The organism is Flexivirga oryzae, assembly GCF_014190805.1.
Lineage (GTDB): Bacteria > Actinomycetota > Actinomycetes > Actinomycetales > Dermatophilaceae > Flexivirga > Flexivirga oryzae.
The window spans coordinates 682,494-707,684 of the sequence record NZ_JACHVQ010000001.1 but is presented as its reverse complement, the minus strand read 5'-3'; the positions used below and the strand labels follow the sequence as shown (position 1 = coordinate 707,684).

Annotated in this window: 12 protein-coding genes; 8 read left to right on the top strand and 4 right to left on the bottom strand. The window is 65.7% G+C overall.

From position 1 onward, the window contains the following. Window positions 1-20: 20 nt before the first annotated feature. The 4 genes from FHU39_RS03190 to FHU39_RS23750 are packed head-to-tail and all read left to right on the top strand — an operon-like array spanning window position 21 to window position 10,910. The gene (locus FHU39_RS03190; protein WP_221185107.1) at window positions 21-2,291 is read left to right on the top strand and encodes a hypothetical protein; all 2,271 of its coding nucleotides are present in this window, start codon (window positions 21-23) and stop codon (window positions 2,289-2,291) included. Continuing rightward, the gene (locus FHU39_RS03185; RefSeq protein ID WP_183318917.1) at window positions 2,288-8,635 is read left to right on the top strand and encodes a DEAD/DEAH box helicase; all 6,348 of its coding nucleotides are present in this window, start codon (window positions 2,288-2,290) and stop codon (window positions 8,633-8,635) included. The genes FHU39_RS03190 and FHU39_RS03185 overlap by 4 nt, the downstream gene beginning before the upstream one ends. A 2-nt stretch (window positions 8,636-8,637) precedes the next feature. After that, window positions 8,638-10,152, top strand: coding sequence for a UvrD-helicase domain-containing protein (locus FHU39_RS23990; protein WP_246336149.1), 1,515 nt, complete (start codon window positions 8,638-8,640; stop codon window positions 10,150-10,152). Beyond that, window positions 10,101-10,910, top strand: coding sequence for a 3'-5' exonuclease (locus FHU39_RS23750; protein WP_343065861.1), 810 nt, complete (start codon window positions 10,101-10,103; stop codon window positions 10,908-10,910). The genes FHU39_RS23990 and FHU39_RS23750 overlap by 52 nt, the downstream gene beginning before the upstream one ends. 7 nt (window positions 10,911-10,917) lie before the next feature. On the opposite strand, the gene FHU39_RS03175 is transcribed toward FHU39_RS23750, so the two are convergent. Together FHU39_RS03175 and FHU39_RS24890 are read right to left on the bottom strand one after the other, a co-directional pair. Then, entirely contained in the window at window positions 10,918-12,765 is a 1,848-nt protein-coding gene (locus FHU39_RS03175; protein WP_183318915.1) for a GmrSD restriction endonuclease domain-containing protein, read from the bottom strand. 30 nt (window positions 12,766-12,795) lie between these two features. Then, a complete protein-coding gene (locus tag FHU39_RS24890; protein WP_183318913.1) occupies window positions 12,796-14,265 on the bottom strand; it encodes an SIR2 family protein in 1,470 nt (489 codons plus the stop codon). A gap of 232 nt (window positions 14,266-14,497) precedes the next feature. Here FHU39_RS24890 and FHU39_RS03165 point away from each other — a divergent pair, with 232 nt between their 5' ends. Further along, the gene (locus FHU39_RS03165; protein WP_183318912.1) at window positions 14,498-21,016 is read left to right on the top strand and encodes a DUF4011 domain-containing protein; all 6,519 of its coding nucleotides are present in this window, start codon (window positions 14,498-14,500) and stop codon (window positions 21,014-21,016) included. Between the two features lie 194 nt (window positions 21,017-21,210). Then, window positions 21,211-21,438 carry a DUF1016 N-terminal domain-containing protein gene (locus tag FHU39_RS03155; RefSeq protein WP_183321050.1) on the top strand — a complete coding sequence of 76 codons (228 nt, stop codon included), beginning with the start codon at window positions 21,211-21,213 and terminating at the stop codon, window positions 21,436-21,438. 33 nt (window positions 21,439-21,471) lie between these two features. Here FHU39_RS03155 and FHU39_RS03150 read toward each other — a convergent pair whose 3' ends face one another. Further along, window positions 21,472-22,158, bottom strand: a complete 687-nt coding sequence (locus tag FHU39_RS03150; protein WP_183318908.1) for an NUDIX hydrolase — start codon at window positions 22,156-22,158, stop codon at window positions 21,472-21,474. A gap of 81 nt (window positions 22,159-22,239) precedes the next feature. On the opposite strand from FHU39_RS03150, the gene FHU39_RS03145 reads away from it, so the two are divergent. Together FHU39_RS03145 and FHU39_RS03140 are read left to right on the top strand one after the other, a co-directional pair. Beyond that, complete coding sequence (locus tag FHU39_RS03145) at window positions 22,240-23,355, top strand: ADP-ribosylglycohydrolase family protein (RefSeq protein WP_183318906.1); 1,116 nt, start codon at window positions 22,240-22,242, stop codon at window positions 23,353-23,355. Window positions 23,356-23,804: 449 nt separating this feature from the next. Then, complete coding sequence (locus FHU39_RS03140) at window positions 23,805-24,653, top strand: hypothetical protein (protein ID WP_183318904.1); 849 nt, start codon at window positions 23,805-23,807, stop codon at window positions 24,651-24,653. Between the two features lie 83 nt (window positions 24,654-24,736). Here the strand turns inward: FHU39_RS03140 and FHU39_RS03135 are convergent, their stop codons facing one another. Beyond that, on the bottom strand, window positions 24,737-25,063 hold the full coding sequence (locus tag FHU39_RS03135; RefSeq protein WP_183318903.1) for a hypothetical protein: 327 nt from the start codon (window positions 25,061-25,063) through the stop codon (window positions 24,737-24,739). Window positions 25,064-25,191: the final 128 nt, after the last annotated feature.

Sequence of the window (25,191 nt, the reverse complement as noted above, 5' to 3'; positions counted from 1 at the left end):
CTCAGCCGTCACGCGGAGCGGTGACCCGTGAGCAGATCGAGGCGTCGCTGGCCGACCCGGACGGCGCGTATCAGCGCCTCCGGCGCGTGATGGATGCCTGGTGCGCGCTCTGGTACTGGCCGCTCACCGAAGCCGAGACCGAACCACCAACGCTGGATCAGTGGCTCGATGTCTGCCGGGATCTGCTCGGTGCTGCCCCTGACACCAAACACTCCTGGATGGACACCTTCGGGTCCGGCACCCCCAACTGGGAACAACTCGGCCAAGCCGAGACTCATGACCTGAATCTCGCGGGTGCCCAACCCGTTTCATCGGTAGTTGAAAAGCGCGCGTGGTTGCGAGTTTGCGAGAAGGTGGCTACCGAGCAGGGCTTCTTCCACTGGGAGCTCGACTTCGCGACCGTCTTCGCCCGCGGTGGTTTCGACCTGCAGGTGGGGAATCCGCCCTGGGTACGGCCGGTGGTCGACGTCGAGTCCCTCCTCGCAGATGGCGATCCCTGGTGGGCAGTGACCGCGAAACCCTCTGAAGCAGCGAAGGCGGAGCGCCGAGAAGTGGCCCTAGCTGAGCCTGGAGTGGTTGAGCACGTGCTCGACGGCTCGACCGAAGCATCCGTGCTCGGCGACGTGCTCGGAGACTCGACGGCCTACCCGGTTCTGACTGGTCAACCCGACCTCTATCGAGGGTTCATGAGCCAGGCCTGGAATCACGCCTCTCCGACTGGGATCAGTGGCTTGATTCATATGGAGTCCCACTTCACCGATGAGAAAGCGTCGACGCTCCGGGAAGAAACCTACCGTCGGTTGCGACGCCACTGGCAGTACATCAATGAGCTTCGTCTGTTCGACATCCATCATCTTGTTACATATGGAGTGAATGTCTACGGGTCCGACCGCAAGGTGGGTTTCGTCCACGCCGCCTCGCTCTACCATCCGGACACGGTGGGCCGTTCGTTCAAACATGACGGCTCCGGCGAAGAGCCAGGAGTAAAAGACAACAGGGGCAACTGGGATCAACGTCCACACCTCTCGCGGATTCAACACGTCAAAGAGTCGACGCTGCGCTTGTGGCAGGAGGTGCTTGGCGCCGAATCATGGACATCGACGCCAATGGTCTACACCGTCAACTTGGCTGCGGAGCGAACGCTCGCCCGACTGTCCAAGGCGCACCGAGCGTCCAGCCTACGCCTCGAGTTCTCGGCAGGATGGCACGAGAGAGCCGACCGTGAGCGCGGGCGATTCGTCTCCAAGTGGGGGGAGGCGCTGTGGCGTGACGCCATTCTCCAAGGTCCGCACCTCTACGTCTCGCATCCGCTTTACAAGGCGGTCAACCGTACGATGCGAAATAACAACGACTGGTCGAGTACTGACTTCGAGAGTCTGGCCGAGGACGGTCTCCCTGTAACCGCCTACAAGCCAGCAGGTGACCGTGCCAGCTACGATGCCGCGTACACACTCTGGGGCGAAGACCGCGTGCCCGCGCGCAATTTCTATCGCGTCGCCTGGCGAGCAATGGCTGCGAACACAGGTGAACGCACCCTGATCTCAGGACTCATCCCGCCGGGGGCGGCGCACATCAACGGTGTCTTCTGTGTCGGACTTCCGAACCGGAACCTGGTCGAACTGGTTGTCCTCCAAGCGTGTTCGTCAAGCCTCTTGTCTGATTTCACCCTTCGAGCGGCACCCAAGAGCGGCATCTACTTGGCAAACTTCGGCCGCCTTCCCCTCGTGGCGCTCGACCATCCGCTTCTGGATGCTCTAATCGGACGAACTCTCCGCCTCAATTGCGTGACCGCCGCATACACATCTCTCTGGACGGAGTGCTGGAGTGGTGAATTCGCCACGGACACAGCTATCTTGGAACGTCTTGACGAGAGACCGATCGGCCCGACCTGGACGGCTGGCACTCCCTTACGCCGTGCTCTTGACCGCCGGAACGCTCAGGTGGAGATCGACGCTCTGGTGGCGCTGATGCTCGGTGTGTCCGCGGATGGATTGTGTGCGGCATACCGGGGCCAGTTTGGCGTCCTCGCAGACAACGACCATGCCCGGTCGAAAGCGAAGAAGCCATACCTTTTCGACGCCACCGGCCGCCTCGTTCCCAACTCCGTGCTGGCGGTGTGGCGGAAGAAAGGTGACATGATCACCGAGGAAGAGCGCACCGCGACGCATCCGGGCAGTGGGCTCGACTACGTCTACGAGTTGCCGTTCGCAACCCGTGACCGGGAGGCCGACTTCCGCACTGCGTACGCCGAGTTCGAGCGTCGACTCGCGGCCAAAGCGGGCACGTCATGACCGAGCTCCTACCCAGTCTGCAGGCGCTGCGGCTGCGCGACGGCCTTGTCGACTACCTGACGACGACCTTCGCGCTCGCCGACGCCGAGCCACGGCAGGCACTCACCGACTTCCTGCAGGACCCGGACTCCGGGATCTTCAAGGGTCCCTACGTTCGGCTCCGCCTCCCCTTCCACACCGCGGACTCCGCCGGTGACAGTCCGCTGGACTGGCAGCCGCCGTTCCCGCCGTACCGGCACCAGGAGGAGGCGCACCGGCACCTGACGAGCAAGGATCTCCGCCCCGACAAACCGCGCCCGCTGCCGACCATCGTCACCACCGGCACCGGCTCCGGCAAGACCGAGGCGTTCCTCAACCCGATCATCGACCACGTGCTGCGCGCCCGGCGCGACGGCATCACCGGCATGAAGGCGCTCATCCTCTACCCGATGAACGCCCTCGCCGACGACCAGGCAGGTCGTCTCACCAAGCTGATCACCACCGACCCCAAGCTCGCCAACGTCACCGCCGGTCTCTACACCGGTGATGCGAATCCCGGCCAGGGCCAAGGACGTTCGAAGGTCGCCAAGGAAGGGTTGATCACCAACCGCACGACGATGCGGGACACCCCGCCCGACATCCTGCTCACCAACTACAAGATGCTCGACCAGCTGCTGCTCCGGCCCGAGGACGCACCGTTGTGGTCGCAGAGTGCACTGTCGCTCACCTACCTGGTGCTGGACGAGTTCCACACCTACGACGGTGCACAGGGCACCGACGTCGCCATGCTGTTGCGTCGGCTCGGGCTGCGGCTGCGCAGTCACGTCCCGGAGGATCACCCGGACCGACCGCTCTTCGACGCGTGCCCGCTCGGCAGGGTGACCCCGGTTGCCACCTCTGCGACCCTCGGCGACGGCGGTGACCCGACGGCGATGCTCGACTTCGCGGCGCAGGTCTTCGGCGAACCCTTCGACCGCAGCGCTGCCATCACCGAACGACGCGTGGACGCCGAGACCTACTCCGAAGCAGCCCGCACTACCGTCACCGAGCACGCACTCCGACGCCGCCGACTGTTCTCGATGTTGTCGACCGAGGTCGCAGAAATCGCGGATCTGGCACGGGTGTGCGAGGACGACGGTGATCGGCTCGTCGCAGAGGTCGCCAGGCGACTCTACGGACCGGGGCCGGCGCCCGAACACCTCACTGCGGCAACACTGTTGCGCGCGCACGACGACATACGAGCCTTCGTCGACGACGCTGCCGAGGCAGTGCCACTGGCCGACCTCGCGGCCCAGGCATTCGGGAGCCAGATCGACGACAACGACAAACAGCAAGCCGTCGCGACGATCCTCGCCGCGCTCAGCCACATCCGGCTCGCCGACCGCGGCGCGGTCTCGGTCGAGGTGACCCAGTGGATCCGTGAGCTCACCCGGCTGGATCGTGTCGTCTCGGCTCAGCCGGCGTTCCGGTGGTCCGACGACGGTCCACCGATCGACGACGCGCAGACGATCGCCCTCCCGGCCATCTTCTGCCGATCGTGCGGCCGCTCCGGCTGGGGTGTCAGCCTCGCACCGACCGGCCGGGATCTGGCCGCGTCCGACAACAACATACGCGCTGAACACCTCTGGAAGACAGGGCGATTCCGCGCCCTACTGCACGCGCCTGGCGAGGCTGCGTTGGTGGCGGACAAACGCTCCCAGGGTGATCCGCAGCCCGAGCAGCACGCACCCAATCTGCGCTGGCTGGACGTCGGGAAGCGCGCGCTGCTCCTGCACGCCCCGGCCGAAGACGACGAGGATCTGCTGGAGGGCCGCATCCTGCCCGTGGTGATGCTCGACGGCGACACCGAGGACATCGAGCGACGGTCCAAGTCCGATGACTGCCCCTCCTGCGGCAAACGCGACCAGATCCGCTTCCTCGGCAGCGCGATCGCAACCCTGCTCTCGGTGAGCCTGTCCACGCTCTTCGGTGACGCCGCGCTCGACCCGGGCGAGAAGCGGGCACTGGTCTTCACTGACTCCGTCCAGGACGCGGCTCACCGCGCGGGCTTCGTCGACACCCGGTCGCACACGCTCTCCCTCCGCGCAGCGTTGCGCGACGGGCTCGACAAGCCGATGTCGCTGGTCGAGTGGACCGATGAGGTGTTGCGTCGGGCCGACGGCGACGGGTTCGCACGCTACCGGCTGGTCCCCCGGTCCCTGCTCGACAACGAGTTTTTCCACTCCTACTGGTCGGCGAACAGTCCGTCGCGGATCCCGGCGTCGGGTCGCACTGCCATGCGACGCCGGTTGCTCTTCGACATCGAGTTGGAGGTCGGGCTGCAGGCGTCATACGGGCGAACACTGGAGGCCACCGGGTCTATCGGCGTCCAGGTGAACGCCGGCAACCCCGAGCGGGTCGCCGGTTTCGGCCGCAGGGCGTGCGCGACCGACGGCACCGACACGCTGCCGATCGGGCACGTCGACGACACCGCGCTGCGCCGCTGGGTGCACGGCACCCTGGAGCACCTGCGCCGCGACGGCGCGATCGAGCACGACTGGTTACGTCGTTACGTCCAACACGACGGTGGTCGGATCTGGGTGTGGGGCAAACGCCGCCGTGACCAGGGGGCTCCCGCCTTCCCACCGGGTCGAGGTGCACCGGCTTTCGCGATCACCGACGGATCGGTCGATCCCAAGAGCGACTTCGTGCGAGTGACCAGTCCACAGAGCTGGTATGCCCGGTGGGCGCAGAAGTGTCTGGGAGTCAACACCGCACACGGCGCGACGCTTGCCGCTCGGCTCCTGAAAGAACTGTCGAAGGCAGATGTCGTCCGCGAGACCAACACCGACAAGGGCGCCCACGCCTTCGGTCTCACACCGGATGTGGTCCGCGCCGTGCCTCTGTCGGACGAGGAGCTGCGCGACAGGGTCACACTCGTCGTCTGCGACACCTGCCACTCGCCCGTGCCCACCACGCCGGAGCTCGGTGACCTCTTCGCCGGTGGACCGTGCACGACGGATCGGTGCCGAGGCACGCTCAAGGCAGCGCCGCGCGACCCGAACTCGTTCTACCGCAACCTGTTCGCGAACTCGGACATGCGACGGGTCGACGCTCACGAGCACACCAGCCTCATCGACCCGGTGGAACGACGCCACATCGAGGCGGGCTTCAAACGCACCGACCAGTCCCCCGGTGACCCCAACGTGCTGGTCGCGACGCCGACCCTGGAGATGGGCATCGACATCGGTGACCTGACGACCGTGATGCTCTCGTCGCTGCCGGACTCCGTCGCGAAATACGTGCAGCGCGTGGGACGCGCAGGGCGGCTCACCGGCAGCTCGTTGGCACTGGCCTATGTGACGGGTCGCGGTGACCAACTGCCGCAGCTCGGAGAGCCGCTGTCGATGATCAACGGCACGGTGCGACCGCCTGCGACATACCTCGACGCGGAGGAGATCCTGCGCCGGCAGTTCCTCGCGCACGTCATCGACGATCTGGTGCGCAGCGGCCACGTCGACGTCCCGCGCACCACCGGCGAGGCACTTGCATCGACCGATCCGGGGACCTTCCTCGGAACTGTCATCGATCGGGTCGAGCACGACGGGGTGCGTCTGCTGGAGGACTTCGTCGGCACGTTCGCGCACCGCGACACCGCCGGCATCGCGATGCTCCGGACGTGGGTGCTCGCCCCCGACGGCGAGCCGGACACCTTCGCCGCGACCGTCCATCACGCAGCGCACGAACACCGCAGCGAGGTCGAGGAGCTGCGTCGCCGGCGCACGGCTGTGGTCGACGCGATCCCGGGGTTGCGGGAACGAGCCGAGCTTCCTGCGGCGAGTGACGACGACAGGACGGCATACCGGTCGGCAGTGGGCACGGCCAAGCTCGTCAAGCGGGTGCTGAGCGACATCACCGGAAGTCCCTGGATCAGCGGACTCGAGATGCGCGGGCTGTTGCCGAACTACTCCCTGCTGGACGACACCGTCGAGCTCGACGCACAGATTTCCTGGATAGACCCGGAGACCGAGCGGTTCGACAGCGACTCACTCGTCATCCCGCGCGGCTCAGCCCGTGCGCTGACAGAGCTCGCACCGGGCGCGCACTTCTACGCGCACGGGCTCGAGCTGCGCGTGGACGGCATCGAGATCGGCCAGGACCAGGCGGAGGTCGCGCACTACGCCCTGTGCGACGAGTGTGGCCATCTGAAGGAGTTCGAGGCAGCAACCGACCCCTCGCCGACGTCGTGCCCACGCTGTGGCAGCACTGGCATCGCCGACACCGGTCAACGCTTCGACGCCGTCCGGTTGAAGCGGGTCTTCTCCGAGGTCCGTCGGGACGACGCGAAGATCACCGACAACGACGATCTGCGTCACTCACAGCGCTTCGAGGTGCTCGTCGCCGTGGACTTCGACCCGGCTCGCCTGGTGGAGCAATGGTCCGTCGAAGCAGCCGGTCTCGGTGTCTCGCACTACCGTCGCCTCCCCGTGCGGTGGTTCAACCTCGGACGGTCCTCGAACGCGCCCAGCACCCGGATCCTGGCCGGCAGGGACGTTGCCGCGCAGCTCTTCCGGGTCTGCGAAATCTGCGGGAAGCTCGATCAGGAAGCGGGCACCAATTCACCGCACGAGCACCGCGCCTGGTGTCCGCACCGCACCGCGGTGGATGAGCACACCCGCGAATTCGGACTCAGCCGGGAGCTCGTCACGCAGGCGATCGCCATCAGCCTGCCGCCGAGCGTGACAGCGGACCAGTTCAGCGTGCCGAGCCTGCAGGCTGCGCTCCTCCTCGGGTTGCGCGAGATCATCGGCGGTGCCCCGGATCACCTGCGGGTGGAGGTCGTGCCGCAGCCGCTCGGCACCGGTGACGGCGCAACCCGAACGGCGCTGCTGCTGCACGACATCGTGCCCGGTGGCACGGGCTACCTCACGGATGTCGCGGGAGCCGAACGGCTCTGGGCGATCCTGCTGCGAGCGGCTCGGACGCTCGAGGACTGCCCGTGTCAGTACGAAGAGCGAGCCGCCTGTCATCGCTGTCTGCTGCCCTTCACCCATGACAGCTCCTCCGTCACGCGGTTGGACGCCATCCGAGCACTGCGGGTGCTGCTCGAGATCGACGAGGAGACCTCCGCTCACGCCCTGGAGATCGACGCACCCACCTGGGACGTCACGGACCGGCCGATCGATGCCGACTGGGGTGAGTCAACTCTCGAGCAGAAGTTCCGCAACGCGCTCAAGGAACGGCTCGCGAAGAACACTGATGTGAAGGAGTCGACCGGACCGAACGGGGCAGAGCTGCGCATCTCCAGCGGCGGCCGGCAGTGGCGACTGCGGCCGCAGGTGCTGATCTCACAGACCAAGCCCGACTTCGAGCTGACGGCGAGCGGTGGTGCCGGGCGTTACGCGATCTACACGGACGGACACGCTTACCACGCGGTCCCCGCTGTCAATCGCCTCGCCGACGACGCCGAGAAGCGGGAACGCTTGCGGTCACAGGGGATTCAAGTCATCGCCGTCGCATGGGGCGACATCGACGACCCGACACGGCCCGTGTGGCTGAACGACCAGGTGATCGCCGCGCTGCGGAAAACTCCTCAAGGGGCAGGGATCTCGCAAGCAGTCGTTCAGGAATACGCGGGCGGACCACTCGCGCTGCTCGAAGGCATCGTCCACAACCCCACCGATCCGGCGCGCACCATGCTCGCTCGCAACCTGCCCTTCCTGCTCGCCCAACGACCCGGTTTCCGCCGGGGATGGATCGGTCCCGACCAGGACCTACTGCGAGTGGCCGACAGTCTGCTTGCCGAGCCGGAGCGCGAGCTCGACACTGCGGGCGACTCGCTGATCGTCCACCGGAGCGAGCACCTGGTCCTCGCCTGCCGGTTGAAGGGCATCGCGCCGGTCGAGGTCGCGCTCGTCTTCGACGACACTGAAACCGCAGTGGCGAGTCCGGACCACGTGGACGCCTGGCACGCCTGGTTGGAACTGTCGAACGTGATCGGCCTCAGTGACATCGAGGCCAGGATCAGCGTGCGCTCGCTGGTCGAGAAGGATGCGAAGGCGACAGGCGGTGCACCGGTGTCGACGGTCGACGAAGCTGCCTGGGACGGAAGCGATCTGGGGGGTCTCGGGTCGACCGCGAAACGGGTGGCGGCCCTGCTCGCCGCTGCCGGCGTTGCGCAACCGGACATCATGTCGGAGGTCGACGGCATCATGGTCGACCTCACGTGGCGAGAACAGCGCGTCGCAGTACTCGACGCTGAAGCACCGGCCGACGACTTGGAGGACCTGCGTGGGTCCGGGTGGAAGGTCGTGCGACTCGACCTTACTGCTCCGGAGCAGCTCGCGCAGGACGTTCGCAACGCGCTCGACGAGCAGAAGGGGTAACAATGCCGATCTTGATCCTCAACAAGGTGAAGGACGGGCTCGACGCGTCCATGAAGAAGAAGGCGTTCGCCTTCCTCGAGAAACTGCAACTGGACGACAAGCTGCCGGGTCTGCACATCGAACCCATCAAGGGATCGGTCGATCCCCGCGTCCGGACCGGCCGTGTCCACGACGGCTACCGCTGCGTGATGTTCAAGATCGACGGCGCGTCCGAGCCGGTCTACGTGCTGCACGGGATCTGGCCGCACGACGAGGCGAACAAGATCGCCGAGAGCGTCCGGCTGTCGATGAACCCGATCAACGGCATGCCGGAGATAGAGCGCGTGCTCGACTCCTACGTCGCGGCCGCTGCGAGCGCGACCCCCGAAGTGCTGCCGGCACCCGAGCCGGTGCCGATCGCCGCTCCCGCGCCCGCTGTCGAAGCTGCACCATCCGAGGACGCAGTCGAGACACCGTCACCGAAGACCAAGGCACCGACCTGGCCGACGGACGCGAGCGCCGAGGCATTCCACGAAGAGTTGGGCATCAACCGCGAGCTGGCGCAGCAGGCGCTCGACGCACCCACCGAGGAGGACCTGCTGACCATCGTCGCGGACGCGCGCGTCGAGTGGCAGGGCGAGGCACTGCTGGAGCTGGCCACCGGCACCTCCGTCGCCGACGTACGCACGGCATACGGACTCGACAAGGCCATCGATCTCGGCCACGGCTCCGAGGACGAGAAGTTCCTCAAGAGCCTGGAGCACCCGTTCGTCCAGGCGTCGTTCCACCTGATCGACGACAGCGAAGAGCTGCGCAGGATCATCGAGGGCGGCGACCTGGTTGCCTGGCGGCTCTTCCTGCACCCGGAGCAGCGCAAGTACGTCGACAACGACTACCACGGGCCGTTCCGCCTGTCGGGCGGTGCAGGAACCGGCAAGACGGTGGTGGCGCTGCACCGGGCTGCTCGGTTGGCCGGCGAGCGCACCGAGGCGCGCGTCCTGCTCACCACGTTCACCCGCAACCTCGCAGATGATCTCGCGTCGAACATCCGGGCGCTCGACGAGTCAACAACGCTTCAAACGCATTTGGAGTCTCCCGGGATCCACGTCCGTGGACTCGACCAGGTCGTACGGTCCGTCCTGCAGACTGCTGGGACCGACATCGACGCAGCGGTGGCCGAGGTCCTGGGCGACAGCCGGTCGGGCGTGACCAGCGCGACACCGCAGGATGCCTGGAAAGAAGCCATCGACGATGCCGACGCCGACCTGCCGCCGGAGGTCGCGACGCCGGCATTCTTCGCCGCGGAGTACGGCCTGGTCGTACTCCCGGCACGCATCACGACGGAGACGGCATACATCCGAGTGCGCCGCAAGGGCCGTGGCGTGGCGCTCGATCGCACCAAACGACAGCAGGTTTGGCAGGTCATCGAGCGCTACCGGGCGATCGGCCGGCCAATGACAGCACCGACTGGGCGGAGAAGGCGGCGATCGCCGCAGCCTGGCTGGAGCTCAACAAGCGCACGTTCTTCGATCACGTAGTCGTCGACGAGGCACAGGACCTCAACCCGTCGCAACTGCGCTTCCTGCGCGCGGTCGTCGCTCCCGGTGACAACGACCTGTTCATCTGTGAGGACTCGCACCAACGGATCTACGGGCAGAAGGTCGTGCTCTCCCACGTCGGCATCAAGGTGACCGGGCGGGCACGGAGCCTCCGCCTCAACTACCGCACGACCGCCGAAAACCTGGACTGGGCGATGCACATCCTCGCCGGTGGTGACTTCACCGACCTGACCGGTGAGGCCGAGGACCACACCTACCACTCCGCCCGCAGTGGGCCACAGCCGAAGGTTGTCGAATGCTCGTCGATGAGCGATGAGCTCGACAAAGCAGCCGAGCTCATCAAGTCCTGGATGCCCGACGACTCCGATGACGACGGGCGCGCGCCGAAGCCGGAGGCGATCGCTGTCCTGGTGCGCGACCAGTACCGACGCCAGACAGTCGTCAGCGGCCTGGCCGACCGCGGTGTGCAGGTGCGATCGGTCGACCGGGAGAACGCCAAACCCGGGATGCCGTTGGTCATGACGATGCACCGGGCCAAGGGGCTGGAGTTCACGCACGTGCTGCTCTTCGGCGTGCACGAAGGTTCGGTGCCCAACGCGCTCAAGGACTACAAGTCCAGCGAGGAGGACTTCAAGGACGCCATGCTCCGCGAGCGGTCACTGCTCTACGTCGCGGCCACCCGCGCGCGAGACGTGTTGGCGGTCAGCTGGCACGGGGAGAAGTCCTCGTTGCTCTGAATGTCGCTCACACCGATGGTGAGGCGGATGCCTCAGGATTTGTGGCCGAGTGGCTGATCAAGGACCGGAGTCGTTCCTTGATGACCTCGCCGCGTGCTTCGACGAACGCGGGGAATGCTTCGAACGAGAGATCGGTTCCGGCGGGAATCATGGGATCGAGCGTCGTTCGACCGTTCAGCGGGTCGAGCCACTCCCCCAACGGCTTGTCCTGCTTCGACGTGTTCTCCGCCTCCGTCAGCAGGTGCAGGTTGACGATGGCGTTCCAGTTCTCGGGTGCCTCGTAGAACGCACGTATCTCCGGACTCTGGTTGACGAAGGGCGAGGCCTCGAGCCGTGATGACGAGAACGCGGCTGCGGGGTGCAAATGGTCGATGTGCAAGATCTGGGTGATGTCGACATCGGGTTGGAGCAGCGCGAGGATCGAGAAGCACTCGGCGTTGTCCGTCTGTGTGTGCAGCATGCGCTCGATGAGCTCGTCGTCGAAAGTCAGGTCACGGGCGGTTCCGCGCGATGAGCTGATGATCTCCGCGAGGGGGAAGCCCTCCGCCACATCGAGATTCGAATGGATGAGCCCTCGGAGATTTGTCAGCACGCTGTCGGCGGCACGACCGAAGACTCCGCGCAGCAGCGACATAAGCAGCCATTGTCGGATGCGGTTGCGGTCTTCGGGGTATCTGTTGAGTCGGTTGATGACCGTGAACCGCCCGCGCTGTCCACCAGCCAGGTCACGATCCCTGTGAAACAGGTAGTAGACGATCGGGATAGCTGCGTTCTTCGCTCGCAGCGAAGCATCGTTGAGCCCGAATCTGGCGATCATCCGGAACGATTCGACGATCGAATCGCGGATGTCATCCCACGACTCGCGGATCTTCGCGACGTTGTCCGCACCGAAGTTCTTCACCTGGAATCGGACGTCCCCATCTGTAACCATCACGGCGGTCTTCATCACGAAGTTGCGGTCGATGGAGAACTGGAACTCGGTCCGGACGAGGTTCACCAGCTCGTCGACACGCTCACGGGCGTCCTCCCAATTCGCCGACGCGATCGACATCAGCAGGTCGGAGAAGGACAACGGGGTTCCGCCCTGGTTCGTCCGGATGAAAATGTCGAGGACCCGGTCGATCTCCTGGCTCGTCTCCACGTAGTAGTTGAGGTTCGTCTCCCGCCGAATCGAGAAGTACAGACGTTGCAGAGTCTTTCGGGCATGGATGTTGCCGGCGTGTCCGGTCCCGGCCAGGTGGTCGAGGACGTGGTCGACGATCTCGTCATCGGTCTCGACCGCGGGGAAGCCCAGGATCCTTCCCACTTCGAACCAGAGGTTTTCCTCGTCGCTCGGCTTCTTCCCGGCCTCCTCGACGGTCAAGAACCTGAAGTCGTGCAGCATCTGTCCGTCGTTGAGGTCAGGATCGAGCGGCTTGGCCAGATTGAGGAACAAGCGGCGTGGTGGAAGGACGGCCGGTTCGTAGGCCTTCGGCCACCACAGCCGCGGCTTCTTGACGGCATAGGTCCCCTTCAAGCCGATGTAGAACGACGTGAGTCTCTGCTGACCGTCCATCACGGCGTAGAACTCGCCGTGGCCCCGTGTGTCGAAGTTCGGGTTGTTCTCCGCGAACCTCTCGACATACTTCTCGAGAAAGCTGTAGAACCGGAAGCCTTCACGAACCTCTTCCGACTGGACCTGCCACAACATCAGGCTGTTGATCGGGTAGTGGCGCATCACAGAGTCGAACAGCCTGCATATCTGGTCCATTCGCCACGTGAAGTTACGTTGTATCGAAGGGAGGACATAGCGACGCGCGACAATCTCTCGGATCGCGGCCTCGATCGTGATCGGTTTCTCGTAACTTCCTGCCACTGTCATCGCTCCTTCGCCGGCCGCTGAGACTCACCCTTGATCCGACTGCAGCCTACGAGGGGGCCTCTCGCACGACGGTTCTCCGCGAACCGACCAGAGTGCCACGGTGTCCAGGAAGATCTCCAGCTCCCTGACTTGCCAGGCCGTTTCCCACCTCTTGTCGGCGGATTCTTTCGTCTCGCGCGGCTTCGTCCAGCCCATCGGGCGAGGCGGGTGATCGTCTGGCGCCGAAAGGTCCACCCACTCGAGGACGCCGCGCCACAGCTCCTTCTTCGCCGAGCTGACCCCCAGGCCGAGAGCGGTGCCCAGGGTCTTCTCGCCCTCTAACGGCGCGGCGGTCACTTCGTGGGTCAGCCGCAGGACATTGTCATCGGTGAACGACAGGCCAACAAAGAGAACGTGGCTGGTCAGCAGCATCGCTTGGAAGACAGCGCCCGTCGCAGAGCGACGGCCGTCGTACTCGACGAACGAACTTCGACTCAACACGAGATCATCGTGTTCGACGTCGCCGTGCAGCTTGAGGATCCACGGGTTAGGTGGCGCGGGCCGCTCGTACGGCAGCGCGTGGATCTGCTGAGAGTCACCCTGCGACCGGACGGCCGCCTCATAGAGCAGGTCGTAGTTCGTGGTTGCGACTTGTCGGCAACGGAGGCCGGCGAGCAGGAAGTGGCCGAGCGCGGGGCGGAACGCCTTGCCACTCTCCTTGACGGTCACTGCTTCGACAACCTCATCGGCGATTCCCCTCCGGCGAAGCCGCTGGAGCAGCTCTGCCTGGTCGAGCGGCGGAAGCGCCTTGAAGTCGTCTGAGTTTACGATCTCAGCATCTGAACTCAAGCCGTCCTTCAAGTGATCGAGTAGCTCACTCCAGCTCGGCAAGCCGGCCCCCATGCTGACGCCCGCACCGATCATCAGCGAGAGCCCGCCCTGACCGGCGAGCTCACCGAGGCGCTGGGCCTCATGAGCCAACTGCGAGTCGCGCTTGTAGTTTGTCTGCCTACGGCGCAGTTGGAGCGCCTCGAACTCATCCCGGCCTGGTACGACGATCGCCAGATCGGTCCTGCACGCCCCAGCTAGCTTGTCCAGGGCCTCGAACAGCTGAACCGACTCGTCCGCGTCGAGTCCTCCTCCCCCGGCACCGAGCAGGGGCATTACCACGAGGTGCTGCGCACGACGGCGGACCGGAGTCCGCGGCAATGCCTTCACCACCCGCTCGACGACGTCCGACACCATCATGACCAAGTCTGCTGCGTTGATTCTCTGACCGTTGTCGGTCACGTCGATGTACCAGAAACGCGGATTGCGCTCTTCCTGCGCATATCCGTTCTCCTGCCATGTGTCAGGCATCGGCGGTTGTTCTGGAAGACCGATCACGTCCTTCCACCAATGGGACCGCACGCTGAAGCCCGTGTCGGCCGGGATCAGTGCGGCATCACAGGTGACGTCCTGGATCTTTCCCTGGATGACGAACACGTGGCCCGGCGCAGACGCAGTTGTCGGCACGAGTGGACTCCTTCGATACGGCGATGTTCACGATGTGGTCGGCGTGCATCTGGACTCCATCTCAGCCCGCGAGCGGCAAAGCTGAGCCCGTGCAGCAGTGTCACACGGCCGTGCGAACATGGCCCTGAACTTCTGAGAACCAACTGAACGGGGGCGCCGCATGGCTGATCTCAATCCGACCGAGGTCGTGTGGCGCGCAGCAGCTGTGATGGCCCGTTCTCTACGGTCGGTCGTGCCTATCGTTCAGTCCCCGAGTGGGCTGCCGTGGGACGTCTACTACGCCAAGCGCGATGAGACCAACGGCAGGCCAGCGGGCAAGTATTCGCTCGACGACCCGCGCTTTCTGCTCCTGCTGTTCATCCGCGAGTGGCAGGCGTTCCAGGGAGCAGTCACCCCGGTCCACAGCGCGTGGGCGCGCGAGGTGCGTGACGCCCTCAACCGGGCCGCCCATGAGCCGGAGTCCATCGACACCTTCACCGCCAAACGAGCCGTCGAGACAATGGGGCTGCTCGTGTCCAACGTGGCGCAGGATCCCGCAGCACGTGCCGAGCTCGACCGGCTGGCTCTCGAGCTCGACGCGCCCGCAACCCAGACGCCCGCATCAGCACCGGAGGTTGCAGCACCAGAGGAACCTGCTGCACCCCAGACACCCGCCGGGGCTGAGCAGCAGGTCGTGTACGGCGTGCCGGCCGCAGCCCGTCAGGTCGCGGGCTCAGCGCCCACACCCCAGACACCGGCTGAGCCGGACGTCCTCGACCGCGTCGAGCTGCACAACGCGCTCTCCCAGGTCGAGGACGTTGTCGAGACACCCGAGCGGCCCGAAGAGGTGGACGATCGTCCCGACCTCGGCGATGGGCTGCACCGTATCCGTGTCGACGCCGGTCCGGTGACGGCCACCGCGATCTACCGCTCGAACCTCAATTACGCGACGGCCAACCAGCACCTCAGTCCGCTGCAGGAGCTCCAACTGGAGAACCGCAGCAATCAGGCCCAGCAGGTCCTGTCGGTCACCGTGGACATCGAAGGGATCGGCGACGACGAGACCGGCATCTCGGTCGGCCCGGTCGACCTCTCGCCATACGAAACCCACTCGCTCACAAGGGAAGAGCTCTCCTGGGCACTCGACCACCAGGCGTTCGCCGAGCTCGAGGAGGCCCGTGCGGGCCGCCTCGAGCTGCAGATCACCGTTGGTGGCGTGGCCGCAGTCGGTCGTGGCGAGGTGACGCTCCTCGCCCGCGACGAGTGGGACGCCGCCAACACACCGGAGCTGCTCGCCGCGTTCGTCACGCCCAACCAGCCGGAGATCACCGCGCTGCTGGCCGAGGCGTCCGATCTGCTCCAACAGCGGACCGACAACCCGTCCTTCGTCGGCTACCAGGACGACGAAGAACGGGTCATCGACACCGCACACTGCATCTATGACGCTATCCGGGCCAGGGGGATCCGCTACGCGACGCCGCCGGCGTCGTTCGAGACGACCGGGCAGAAGGTACGCCGCCCGGAGGACGTGCTGGGCGAGCGATGGGGCACCTGCCTGGACCTCAGCGTGCTCTACGCATCCGCGCTCGAAGCCGCCGGGATCAACCCGGTCATTGTGATGCTGAAGGACCACGCGTTCGCCGGATTCCTCAGCGAGGAGGTCAAGCTCGTCGAGCTCGCCACCAGCTCGAAGGAGCAGATCCAGAACATCGCGCGCAGCGGCATGCTCGTGCCCGTCGAGCTCACCGGCGCCACCGCCGGCCAGGACGTCACCTTCGACGCCGCCCGCCGCAGCACCGAGCGCTACTGGGACCAGGACCTCGACGACGTCCGCTTCGTGCTCGACGTGGCCGCGTGCCGTCGCCGGATCCGTCCGCTGCCGCGGGTGCGCCGGGACGGCGACACCGTCATCATCGAGGTGCAGCGACCGGCAGCAATGACACTGCCGACCACCCATCGCCCGGAAACACGCGCCAGCAGGCGGACGTCATACCCACAACGGGTAGAGCGCTGGCGCAGCGCGCTGCTCGACCTGTCCTTCCGTAATCCCCTGCTCAAGCTGAGCGACCGTGGCGCGCTCAAACTGCACATCCCCGAGCGGGCCCTCGGTCCCTTCGAGGACATCCTGTCCAGCGGCCAGGCGCTGACCTTCACCGCAGGACTCGAGCTGCAGGACAGCGTCTACCAGGGGCAGTCCGACATCCGCCGCGTCGAGGACCAGAACGTCGCCGAGATCCTCGACCGCGAAGGACTCGTGCACGCCATTCAGACGCAAGAGCGGCTGGGCAAATCCCTGGACAGCCTGCGGCGACGTGCGAAGACAGTCTTCGAGGAGACCGGCAGCAACAACCTCTTCCTGACCCTCGGCGCGCTGCGCTGGAAGGACAACAGCGGCAGGGACGCGCTGGCACCGCTCTTCCTGCTGCCCGTCCATCTCGAAGGCCGGAAAGGGAGCACCTACCGCGTCATCAGCGAAGGCGACACTGCGCACCTGCCCAACTACTGCCTCATCGAGAAGCTGCACCGCGACTACGAGATCGACATCCCCGAGCTGTCGACACCGCCGCGCGATGACTCGGGCATCGACGTGCCCGCGATCCTGCAGGCGGTCCGCCGCGCGATGACCCTGGCCGGTCAGCCGTTCACCGTCGAGTCCGACGTCCGTCTGGCGATCCTGCAGTTCTCCACGCTGGAGATGTGGCGTGATGTCTCGAACGAGTGGCAGCGGTTCATGTCCAACTCCGTCGTGAAACACCTCGTGGAGACCCCGACCGAGACGTATGTCGACCAGGTCCCCACACCGGAGGTCTCCGAACTCACCGAGGCAGAGGAACACCTGCCGGTCCCGACGGACGGATCGCAGCTCGAGGCGATCCGGTGGGCGCGCGAGGGGCGCACCTTCGTACTCGAAGGACCGCCCGGCACCGGCAAGTCCCAGACGATCACCAACATGATCGCCAACGCCCTGGCGCACGGGAGGACCGTCCTGTTCGTTGCCGAGAAGCAGGCAGCACTGGAGGTGGTGCGCCGCCGACTGGACGGCGCCGGACTCGGACCACTGACCCTGGACCTGCACGGCAAGGATCAGAGCATCAAGCACGTCCGCGCCCAGCTCGAGCAGGCCTGGGACTACACGGCCGAGGGCGACGACCGCTACGACTCCGCGCGACGCCGGCTGAAGACTCAGGTGCAGGATCTGGCGGACTATGCCGGTCGCCTCCACCAGCCCGGACCCGCCGGAATCTCCCTCTGGCAGGCCCATGAGCGAGTCCTGCACCACAGCGGGCCGATTTTCGGCGACTTCGTCGTCCCGGCGCAGGTCGTCACCGGTCAGCGGAGCCTGGAAAACGTCTTCGAAGCGGTGCGCGCCACGCAACAGTCGCTGCGCACAATCGAGGGCCGGCTGAGCGATCAGCCCTGGTCGCTCGCCGGGCCAGGCTCAGCGACGCCGGACTTCGGGGCGATCTCCGCAGCTGTGCAGCGGCTGGGAGCCACACGAAACGGACTGCCACCCAAGGTCGTTGAGCTCATCTCCGACACCTCACCGACGCAACTGCGAACGCTGGTCGACGCCGTTCAAAAGCTGGCGGCGGAGCCTCGGCTCGCCCTGCCACAGGCTCAGTCGGCCAACTGGGCACAGGACCTCCACCGTCTCTCCGGCGAGCTCGACGACTATCAGCGGCGCTACGCGCAGGTGCTCCCCTATCTCACCCCCGCTGCGAAGAGCGCCAACGTACCGATGTTGCGTGCGAACCTCGTCGCCGCGCAGAACGCCGGTGCCCTGAAGCGCGGTCGACTCCTCAAGACAGCGACGGCCCAGATCGCGGCTCTCTGGACGGGCATGCCGATCTCCGAAGCCCAGGTGCACCGCTTCCTCAACGATGTCGAGCAGGTGCAGCGCGACGGCCAACAGCTCTTCCATCGCTTCGTGCAGACACTGCCCGGTGAACGCACGCCGGACGTGGAGCACGGCGGACGACAGGTCCAGGAGATGGCCAATGCCGTCGACCGCTGGCGCGGGATGGATGTAGGAGCGACGAACTCCGCGAAGATCCGAGCATATGTCGCCGCCGTCGGCACCGGCCAGGCGTCGCCGCCCCACGACGCGCAGGCACTGCGCGCCTTCAGCGAGAGCTGGCAGGGGCTGCTGCAGGTGCTCGGTGCCTCCGACTCCTCGCTCGACGGTTGGCGGCGCGACCGGTCCTTGCTGGCGGCGCTCGATGCTTCGATGCCCTCCTGGGCAGAGTCGATGCGCCAAGGACACACCGGATCGCTTACCCGGTTACAGACAGCACAAGCCGACCTGCAACGACTGCGCGACACGGGGTTCGGCGAACTGTCCGACCAGCTGTCCGACGGACGCATTCCGCCCGACGGACTTGTGGAGCTGGTCGAGGCCAAGGTTGTCCGCGCAGTAGAGGCCCAGCGTCTCGACGAGACCGGCATGGTGGCGTTCCAGGTCAAGCACCGCAACGACTCGATCCGTGATCTTGCTGCGGCAGGCCATGAGGCACGAGAACGTGCACGATCCGCCATACCCCACCTTGTCCGCACAACCAGGAAGGTCGACACCAGGCATCCGAGCAACGACCTCGCCGCGCTGCGTCGCGAGTTCCAACGCAAGCGCGGCGGGTCCATCCGGGAGCTGATGACCAACCACGTCTCGGCGCTGCTCAAGCTCACCCCGTGTCTGTTGATGAGTCCGGCGTCCGTCGCCCGCTACATCCCGGCGGAATCGATGACGTTCGACCTGGTGATCTTCGATGAGGCATCGCAGATCCGGGTGGCGGACGCCGTTGGTGCGCTGGGCCGTTCACGCTCGGCCGTGATCGTTGGCGACTCCCAGCAGATGCCACCTACCTCGATGTTCCGGTCAGCCACCGACTTCGAGGAGGACAACCCCGACGCTGACGGTGCGGTCGTGCCCGTCGACCAGGACTCGATCCTCAAGGAATGCGTCGACTCCAACATCGAGCGACTTCGCCTCACGTGGCACTACCGCAGTCGCGACGAGAGCCTGATCGCGTTCTCCAACAGGGCCTACTACCGCGATGAGCTGGCAACGTTCCCAACACAGCCGGGAAACGTCGGCGGCTCGACGAGCGGCGTGCACTTCCGGTGGGTCGGTGGCCATTACGACGGTGGGACCGGCGCGAGCCGCACCAACCAGATGGAAGCCGACGCGATCGTCGAGGAGATCAGCAGTCGCCTCGAAGCCGACCCTGAAGTGTCCATCGGTGTCGTCACACTCAACTCTCAGCAGCGCGACCTCATCCTCGACAAACTCGAAGCGATGCCCGGGCGGGTGCGAAGAGCATTCAACCGCGAGGTCGACCCGATCTTCGTGAAGAACCTCGAGAACGTCCAGGGTGACGAGCGCGACGTCATACTCTTCTCCCTTGCCTTCTCCCCAGACCCGAAGACCGGTGTGCTGCGGCTCAACTTCGGGCCCGTCATGACTGACGGTGGCGAGCGGCGGCTCAACGTCGCGATCACCCGAGCCCGCCACGAAGTGGTGCTCTTCTCCTCGTTCCAACCCGAGGACATCGATCTGTCGCGCACGTCATCCGTCGGCCTGCGTGACCTGCGACAGTATCTGCTGTTCGCCCGTGACCACGGCGCGGAAGATGCCGAGTTTCCTTCAACCACAACAATTTCGACCGGGCACAGCAGTGACGTCGCGGAGAAGCTGCGGGCCGCCGGACTCGACGTTGTTGAAAGCCTTGGCATGAGTGGCTTCAAGGTCGACCTCGCCGTCCGACAACCAGGAGCCGAGAGCTGGCTCGCAGTCTTGCTGGACGGACCCGGTTGGGCGCGACGTCGCACCGCGTCCGACCGCGACGTGCTGCCGGCTGCCATCCTCAGCGAAAACATGGGCTGGCCCGCGGTCGAGCGAGTGTGGCTGCCCGGCTGGATCCGCAACAGAGACGCCGTCGTCCAGCGCATCAAGACTGCAGCGGAGGATGTCGCAACGCGTCCAGCGCCCGACCCTGAGTCGGCATCCACTCCGAGGGCTGGGGCCGACACAGAGTCTGTCGCGGAGACCACGCAGGACGAGGACCACCCATCGGACGCTCCGAACATCCGCGTTGCCTCACTCGCCGGCGACACCGCCCCAGCGGAGACGCTCGGTGGGTCCTGGCACCACGAGGAGATCCGCCTACCACGGCACACCGGCTCGGAGCCTGGCTCTCGCACTGACCGCTCCGAGGTCCGCGCCGTGCCGTTCCGAGACGCCCGCAGCGACGAGGTGATACTCGACGGTGCGTTGGACCGACTCGATGACGCCGAGACGCGGGCTCAGGTGCGCATGAGACTCGAGGAACTAGTCGCTGCAGAAGGTCCCATCGAGGCGCAGCTGCTGGCGATGCTGGTCGGGCGGAGCTTCGGTCTCATGCGCGTGCGACAGGCACGCACTGATGAACTGCTCGCCATGGTTCCCGACAGTCGTCGTCACCGGGATGGTGACCACGAGTTCATCTGGCCGGACGGAGTTACTCCCGACGGCTACCAGCTTGTCCGTGTGAGCGAGGATGTGGCTCCTCGGTCCATCGATCAGATCTCGCGAGTCGAACTCCGCAACGCGGTCCGCCACGCGCTCGACGAACCACGAGGCATGCGACGGGACGAGTTGCGCCACGAGGTCATGGGCCTTTTCGGCTTCCGCCGCGAAGGTGGGCACATCCGCGCCAGGCTCGACGAGGCGATCGACACTCTTGCCGCCAACGGCGAGCTGCACGCGACCGGAGGCTTTGTCCTGCTCAACGACTAAGTCGACGCACTCGTGGAGCAAACTCGGGCCGTCGTCGCCACCCAGACAAACATCGCTCTCACCATGCTGTACCGGGAGATTGGGCGACTGATCGACATCGAAGTGCTCAAGCAGGAGCGAGCGGAGTACGCGCGAGAGATTGTGGGGTCACTGGCCCCACAATCGAGCTGGAACCTTCACCATCGCTTTTACCAGTGCGAACCCATAAGGTTCGATCCTTCTACATCGAGCAGGCCATTGCCGGACGTTTGAGCGCGAAGGCACTGCGGCAACTCATTGGCCGCCAGGGCTTTGAACGCAAGGAGGTCGCCAACGCGCAGCCATCGTCGAGAGCTGAGTTGCAAACGCGCATCCAGACCATCTACCGGGCGGCCGCGGAACGTATGGCGAGGCGTGAACTGCCTTCAGCTCACGACGTGTGAGGGTTCGCCAGCCTGCTTCTCGCAACGATCGGGTCAGCGTGTCAAGGGCGGATTCAGGGACTGCGCAGACCCGGCGGTGAAGAGTGCCGCCGGCCGACCACGGCCACGGCGCATCTCCCCCGTCGCCTCGACGAAGCCTGGGGTACCGGTGACCTTGCGGTGGAAGTTCGCGGCGTCGAGCCGCGCGCCCCAGACTGCCTCGTAGACCGCGCGCAGCTCCGATATGGTGAACTCACCGTCCAGGAAGCTCGTTGCGATCGTTGAGTATTCGAGCTTCGCTCGTGCGCGCTCCACGCCGTCGCGCAGGATCTGCGGGTGGTCGAACGCCAGCCGACGCTTCACCGCTTTGTCGACCGGCACCCACGAGGCCTCGCCGGCATCGGTGCCCGCGACCGTCTCCGGAAGATTCGCAGCAAGCGCCAGGTAGGCGACCGAGATGACTCGCCGCGAGTGCTCCGTGTCGCGCTTCGGCGCCGAGTAGGTGCCGAGCTGCTCCAAGCGGACCTCGGCCCGCCCGAGGCCGACCTCCTCCTCCAGCTCGCGTGCCGCAGCCACCTCCGCCGACTCCCCCTGCAGCAGAAATCCGCCCGGCAACGCCCACTGTCCCCTGGCAGCTGCGGCCTTGCGTTTCACCAACGCCACGTGCAGCGCGCCACCGCGCAACGTCAGTGCCACGATGTCCGCCGCCACCCAGGCAATCAGCCGGTCCGGAGTCGTCATACTCAGCATCTTACGGTCAAGTTGACAAATATCACCAGGAGACATATTATCGTCATATCGATGAAAACTATGGAGGTCGTCATGAAACTGAGCGCAGCCCAGAAGGATCGCTCGGCCGGAGTGCTGCTCGGGCAAGCCATCGGCGACGCACTCGGCGTGCCCTACGAGTTCAAGGAGCCGATCACCGCGGGCGATGCGTTCATGGCCGGCGGTGGCCTCGGCCCCTACTCCCCCGGCGAGTGGTCGGACGACACCCAGATGGCGGTCTGCATCGCCCAGGTCAGCGCGAGCGGTGCCGACCTGACCAACGGTGACGCGCTCGCCGACATCGCCAAAGCCTTCGACAAGTGGCGGTACAACGGCGCCTCCGACATCGGAAACCAGACGAGCGCCGTGATCGCACGGGCCGACTCCTACGTCATGGGCGCGGCGATGCGGGCTTCGATGAGCAAGCGGGAGCTCGACACTGAGTGGTTCTCGGCGTTCCAGGCCGCTGCCGCCGAGTACGCGGCCGACCACCCGCAGTCGGCCGGCAACGGCGCGCTGATGCGCAACGGCGTCGTGGGTCTGACCCGATTGACTGACCGCGACGCGACCGCAGCAGCGGCGCGTGCCGTCGCCGCGCTGACCCACGCCGATCCACTCGTCGCCGCCTCGTGCGTGCTGCACGGGGAAGCCGTCCGGGTGGCGGTCACCGAGGGGCGACTCGACATACGAGCCGGACTCGATCTGCTCAGCGATGACGAACGTGCTCAGTGGAGCGCCTGGATCGACGAGGCCGAGGCGGAGGATCCGAAGTCGTTCAGTAGCAACGGGTTCACCGTCACCGCCCTGCAGGCTGCATGGTCGGCGATCCATCACACGATGCCCGTGCGCCCGACACCTGACCACGTGAACGATGCCCTCCAGCTGGCGATCTCGATCGGGCACGACACCGACACGGTCGCCGCGATCGCGGGTGCGTTGCTCGGGGCTCGGTATGGCGTCAGCGGGCTGCGCCACGACTTGCGGCAGCGTGTGCACGGCTGGCCCGGCATGAACGGACGGGACCTCATCAAGCTGGCTCTGATGACCGCGACGGCCGAAGCTGAAGCAATCGTTGCCCGCCCGCTCCCGGGATCGTGCCCGACGAGGACAGAGGTCCTGGCGGTCGCGAGTCAGGGTTTGCGTCATACGAATGTCAGTGCACAGCGATAGAACTGCTGCCAGAGCGCGGAGGGCCGGGGTCTGATGGTCTCCTAGCCGTGGGACGACGCCCGCAGTTGCTTTGACCCTTTCCCGGACACCGGGTGCGGCAGTCCCAGACCCGCGGCGGTCGAGCTGGCCGTCTCCGACCGGCGCTACATCCGGTCACGCCGGGTCTTTCGGCGCGGCGCGCAAGAGATCTGCCTGCCGCCCCTTGCGTTCTCGGCGGCAGCGTTCGATGAGCTGGTGCGAACGTTCGCGGCAGGCCCGTCACCTGCCTCGACCGGCTGACAAGGCAGAGTCAGCGCGCAGCAGTCGTGCTTCTGGGTCACGGGAATGATTGCGTTCATTTGATGGTGCGCGGGGCACGGGGCCGTATCTCAAACCGTTATAGTCACGCCGGAACTCGGCACGACACCCCCGCCGTCCAATCTCATATTCTCGCAGACAAGGGGCGACAGGTGATAGAGCGTCTCAGGAGCCACCCAACGATCGGCTGGCTCATCGCCGCAGGCCTGTCGATCATCGTGTTCCTCAATAATGTCGGCGGTGCCGTCGGTGGTATCCAGACATTGCTGAACGGCTACAACAAGGTCCAATCAGCGCTGCATCCGAAGAAGCCGGGAACGGTCCATGTTGCCGCCATCCCAGATACGAACACGGCGAGTAATGCGCGGGCCAAACCAAAGTCGACAACTGCTTCCGGGCCGTCCTCTCTGCAGGTCGTCGAATGGCCGGGAGGTTGGGGCCCGGAGCGAAAGACCTACACGTTAGAAAAGCCAGCAGGCAAGCCGGTGTTGAACTCGATTGACGCGACAAAGCAAAATGGGCTGGACGAGCGCCACTTCGTCTACGGCAAACGGTCGAACCAAGGCAACGACTCGATGACGTACAACCTGCAGGCCTGCCCCGGAGACAAGGTCGATTTATGGGCAGCCGTTGCCAACGACGCTGCTTCCAACATCAAGGCGGGCGACGTGGAAGGCCTTACCGCACGAATCGTAACCGGGACAGCAGGTAACAAGCCAGGTCTGAACGTTGGGGTCGTCTTGTCGTCCTACAACGCGGGATCGGTCTGGTCCAGCATGTCAGTCGACTGCGGCAAGACTCCCCTGAAGGCGAGCCTTCTCGCTGGGACGGCGCACCTGGTCACGAAAGACACCCCCAAGGGTGGCTTGCCGATCGCTCTGAGCAACAAGGTCGACACCGCGCTTCTCGGCTCCGGGCTGGTGGCTAACGGACAGTTCTCCAACTCCGACTCCCAGTGGTATGGCACGCTCCGACTTACGCTTGAAATCCAGCGCCGATGATCGATCTGTGAGGTACCCGCTGATGGCCTCTGCTCCGCACATGACGCCCAGATCGCGGGGACGATGTCGTCACGAGGCATGCGTCAGGACGCAGGGGCGGCGGGCACGACGTAGTGCGTGCCGAGCGCGGTGTTGATGTCATCGAGGATCGGCTGCGTCTGCTCACGCGCCGACAAGTAGCTCGCGTGCGCATCCGCCGCATCGGTCGGCGCGGAAGCCGCGGCGTCCGATGCCAGACCGATCATCGCTTCCAGCCCACCGAGGTAGGCGTTGCCGTCCGCGCCCCGTGGGAGACCCGCCTGCTCGAGGAAGCCGTAGGCGTTGCTGAGGTTGGTGTAGTCCTGCCCGAGCGCACCGTCCTGCGGGGCGAGGCCGTCGATCGTCTTGAGGTCGCCGAGGACCATCGACACGGCCTGTTTCGCCCACGCTGCGTCGAACTCACCACCTGGAGTCGGCGTCGGCCCGTGAGGTGTGGACGGCGTGGCGACCGAGGACTGCGACGGTGCAGTGCTCGACGGAGTCGGGGCAATGCTCGTCG

Excerpts from the sequence above, each read along its gene's own strand:
- FHU39_RS03185 (WP_183318917.1), top strand. The coding sequence starts at position 2,288 with ATGACCGAGCTCCTACCCAGTCTGCAGGCGCTGCGGCTGCGCGACGGC.
- FHU39_RS23990 (WP_246336149.1), top strand. The coding sequence starts at position 8,638 with ATGCCGATCTTGATCCTCAACAAGGTGAAGGACGGGCTCGACGCGTCC.
- FHU39_RS03150 (WP_183318908.1), bottom strand. The coding sequence starts at position 22,158 with ATGACGACTCCGGACCGGCTGATTGCCTGGGTGGCGGCGGACATCGTG.
- FHU39_RS03145 (WP_183318906.1), top strand. The coding sequence starts at position 22,240 with ATGAAACTGAGCGCAGCCCAGAAGGATCGCTCGGCCGGAGTGCTGCTC.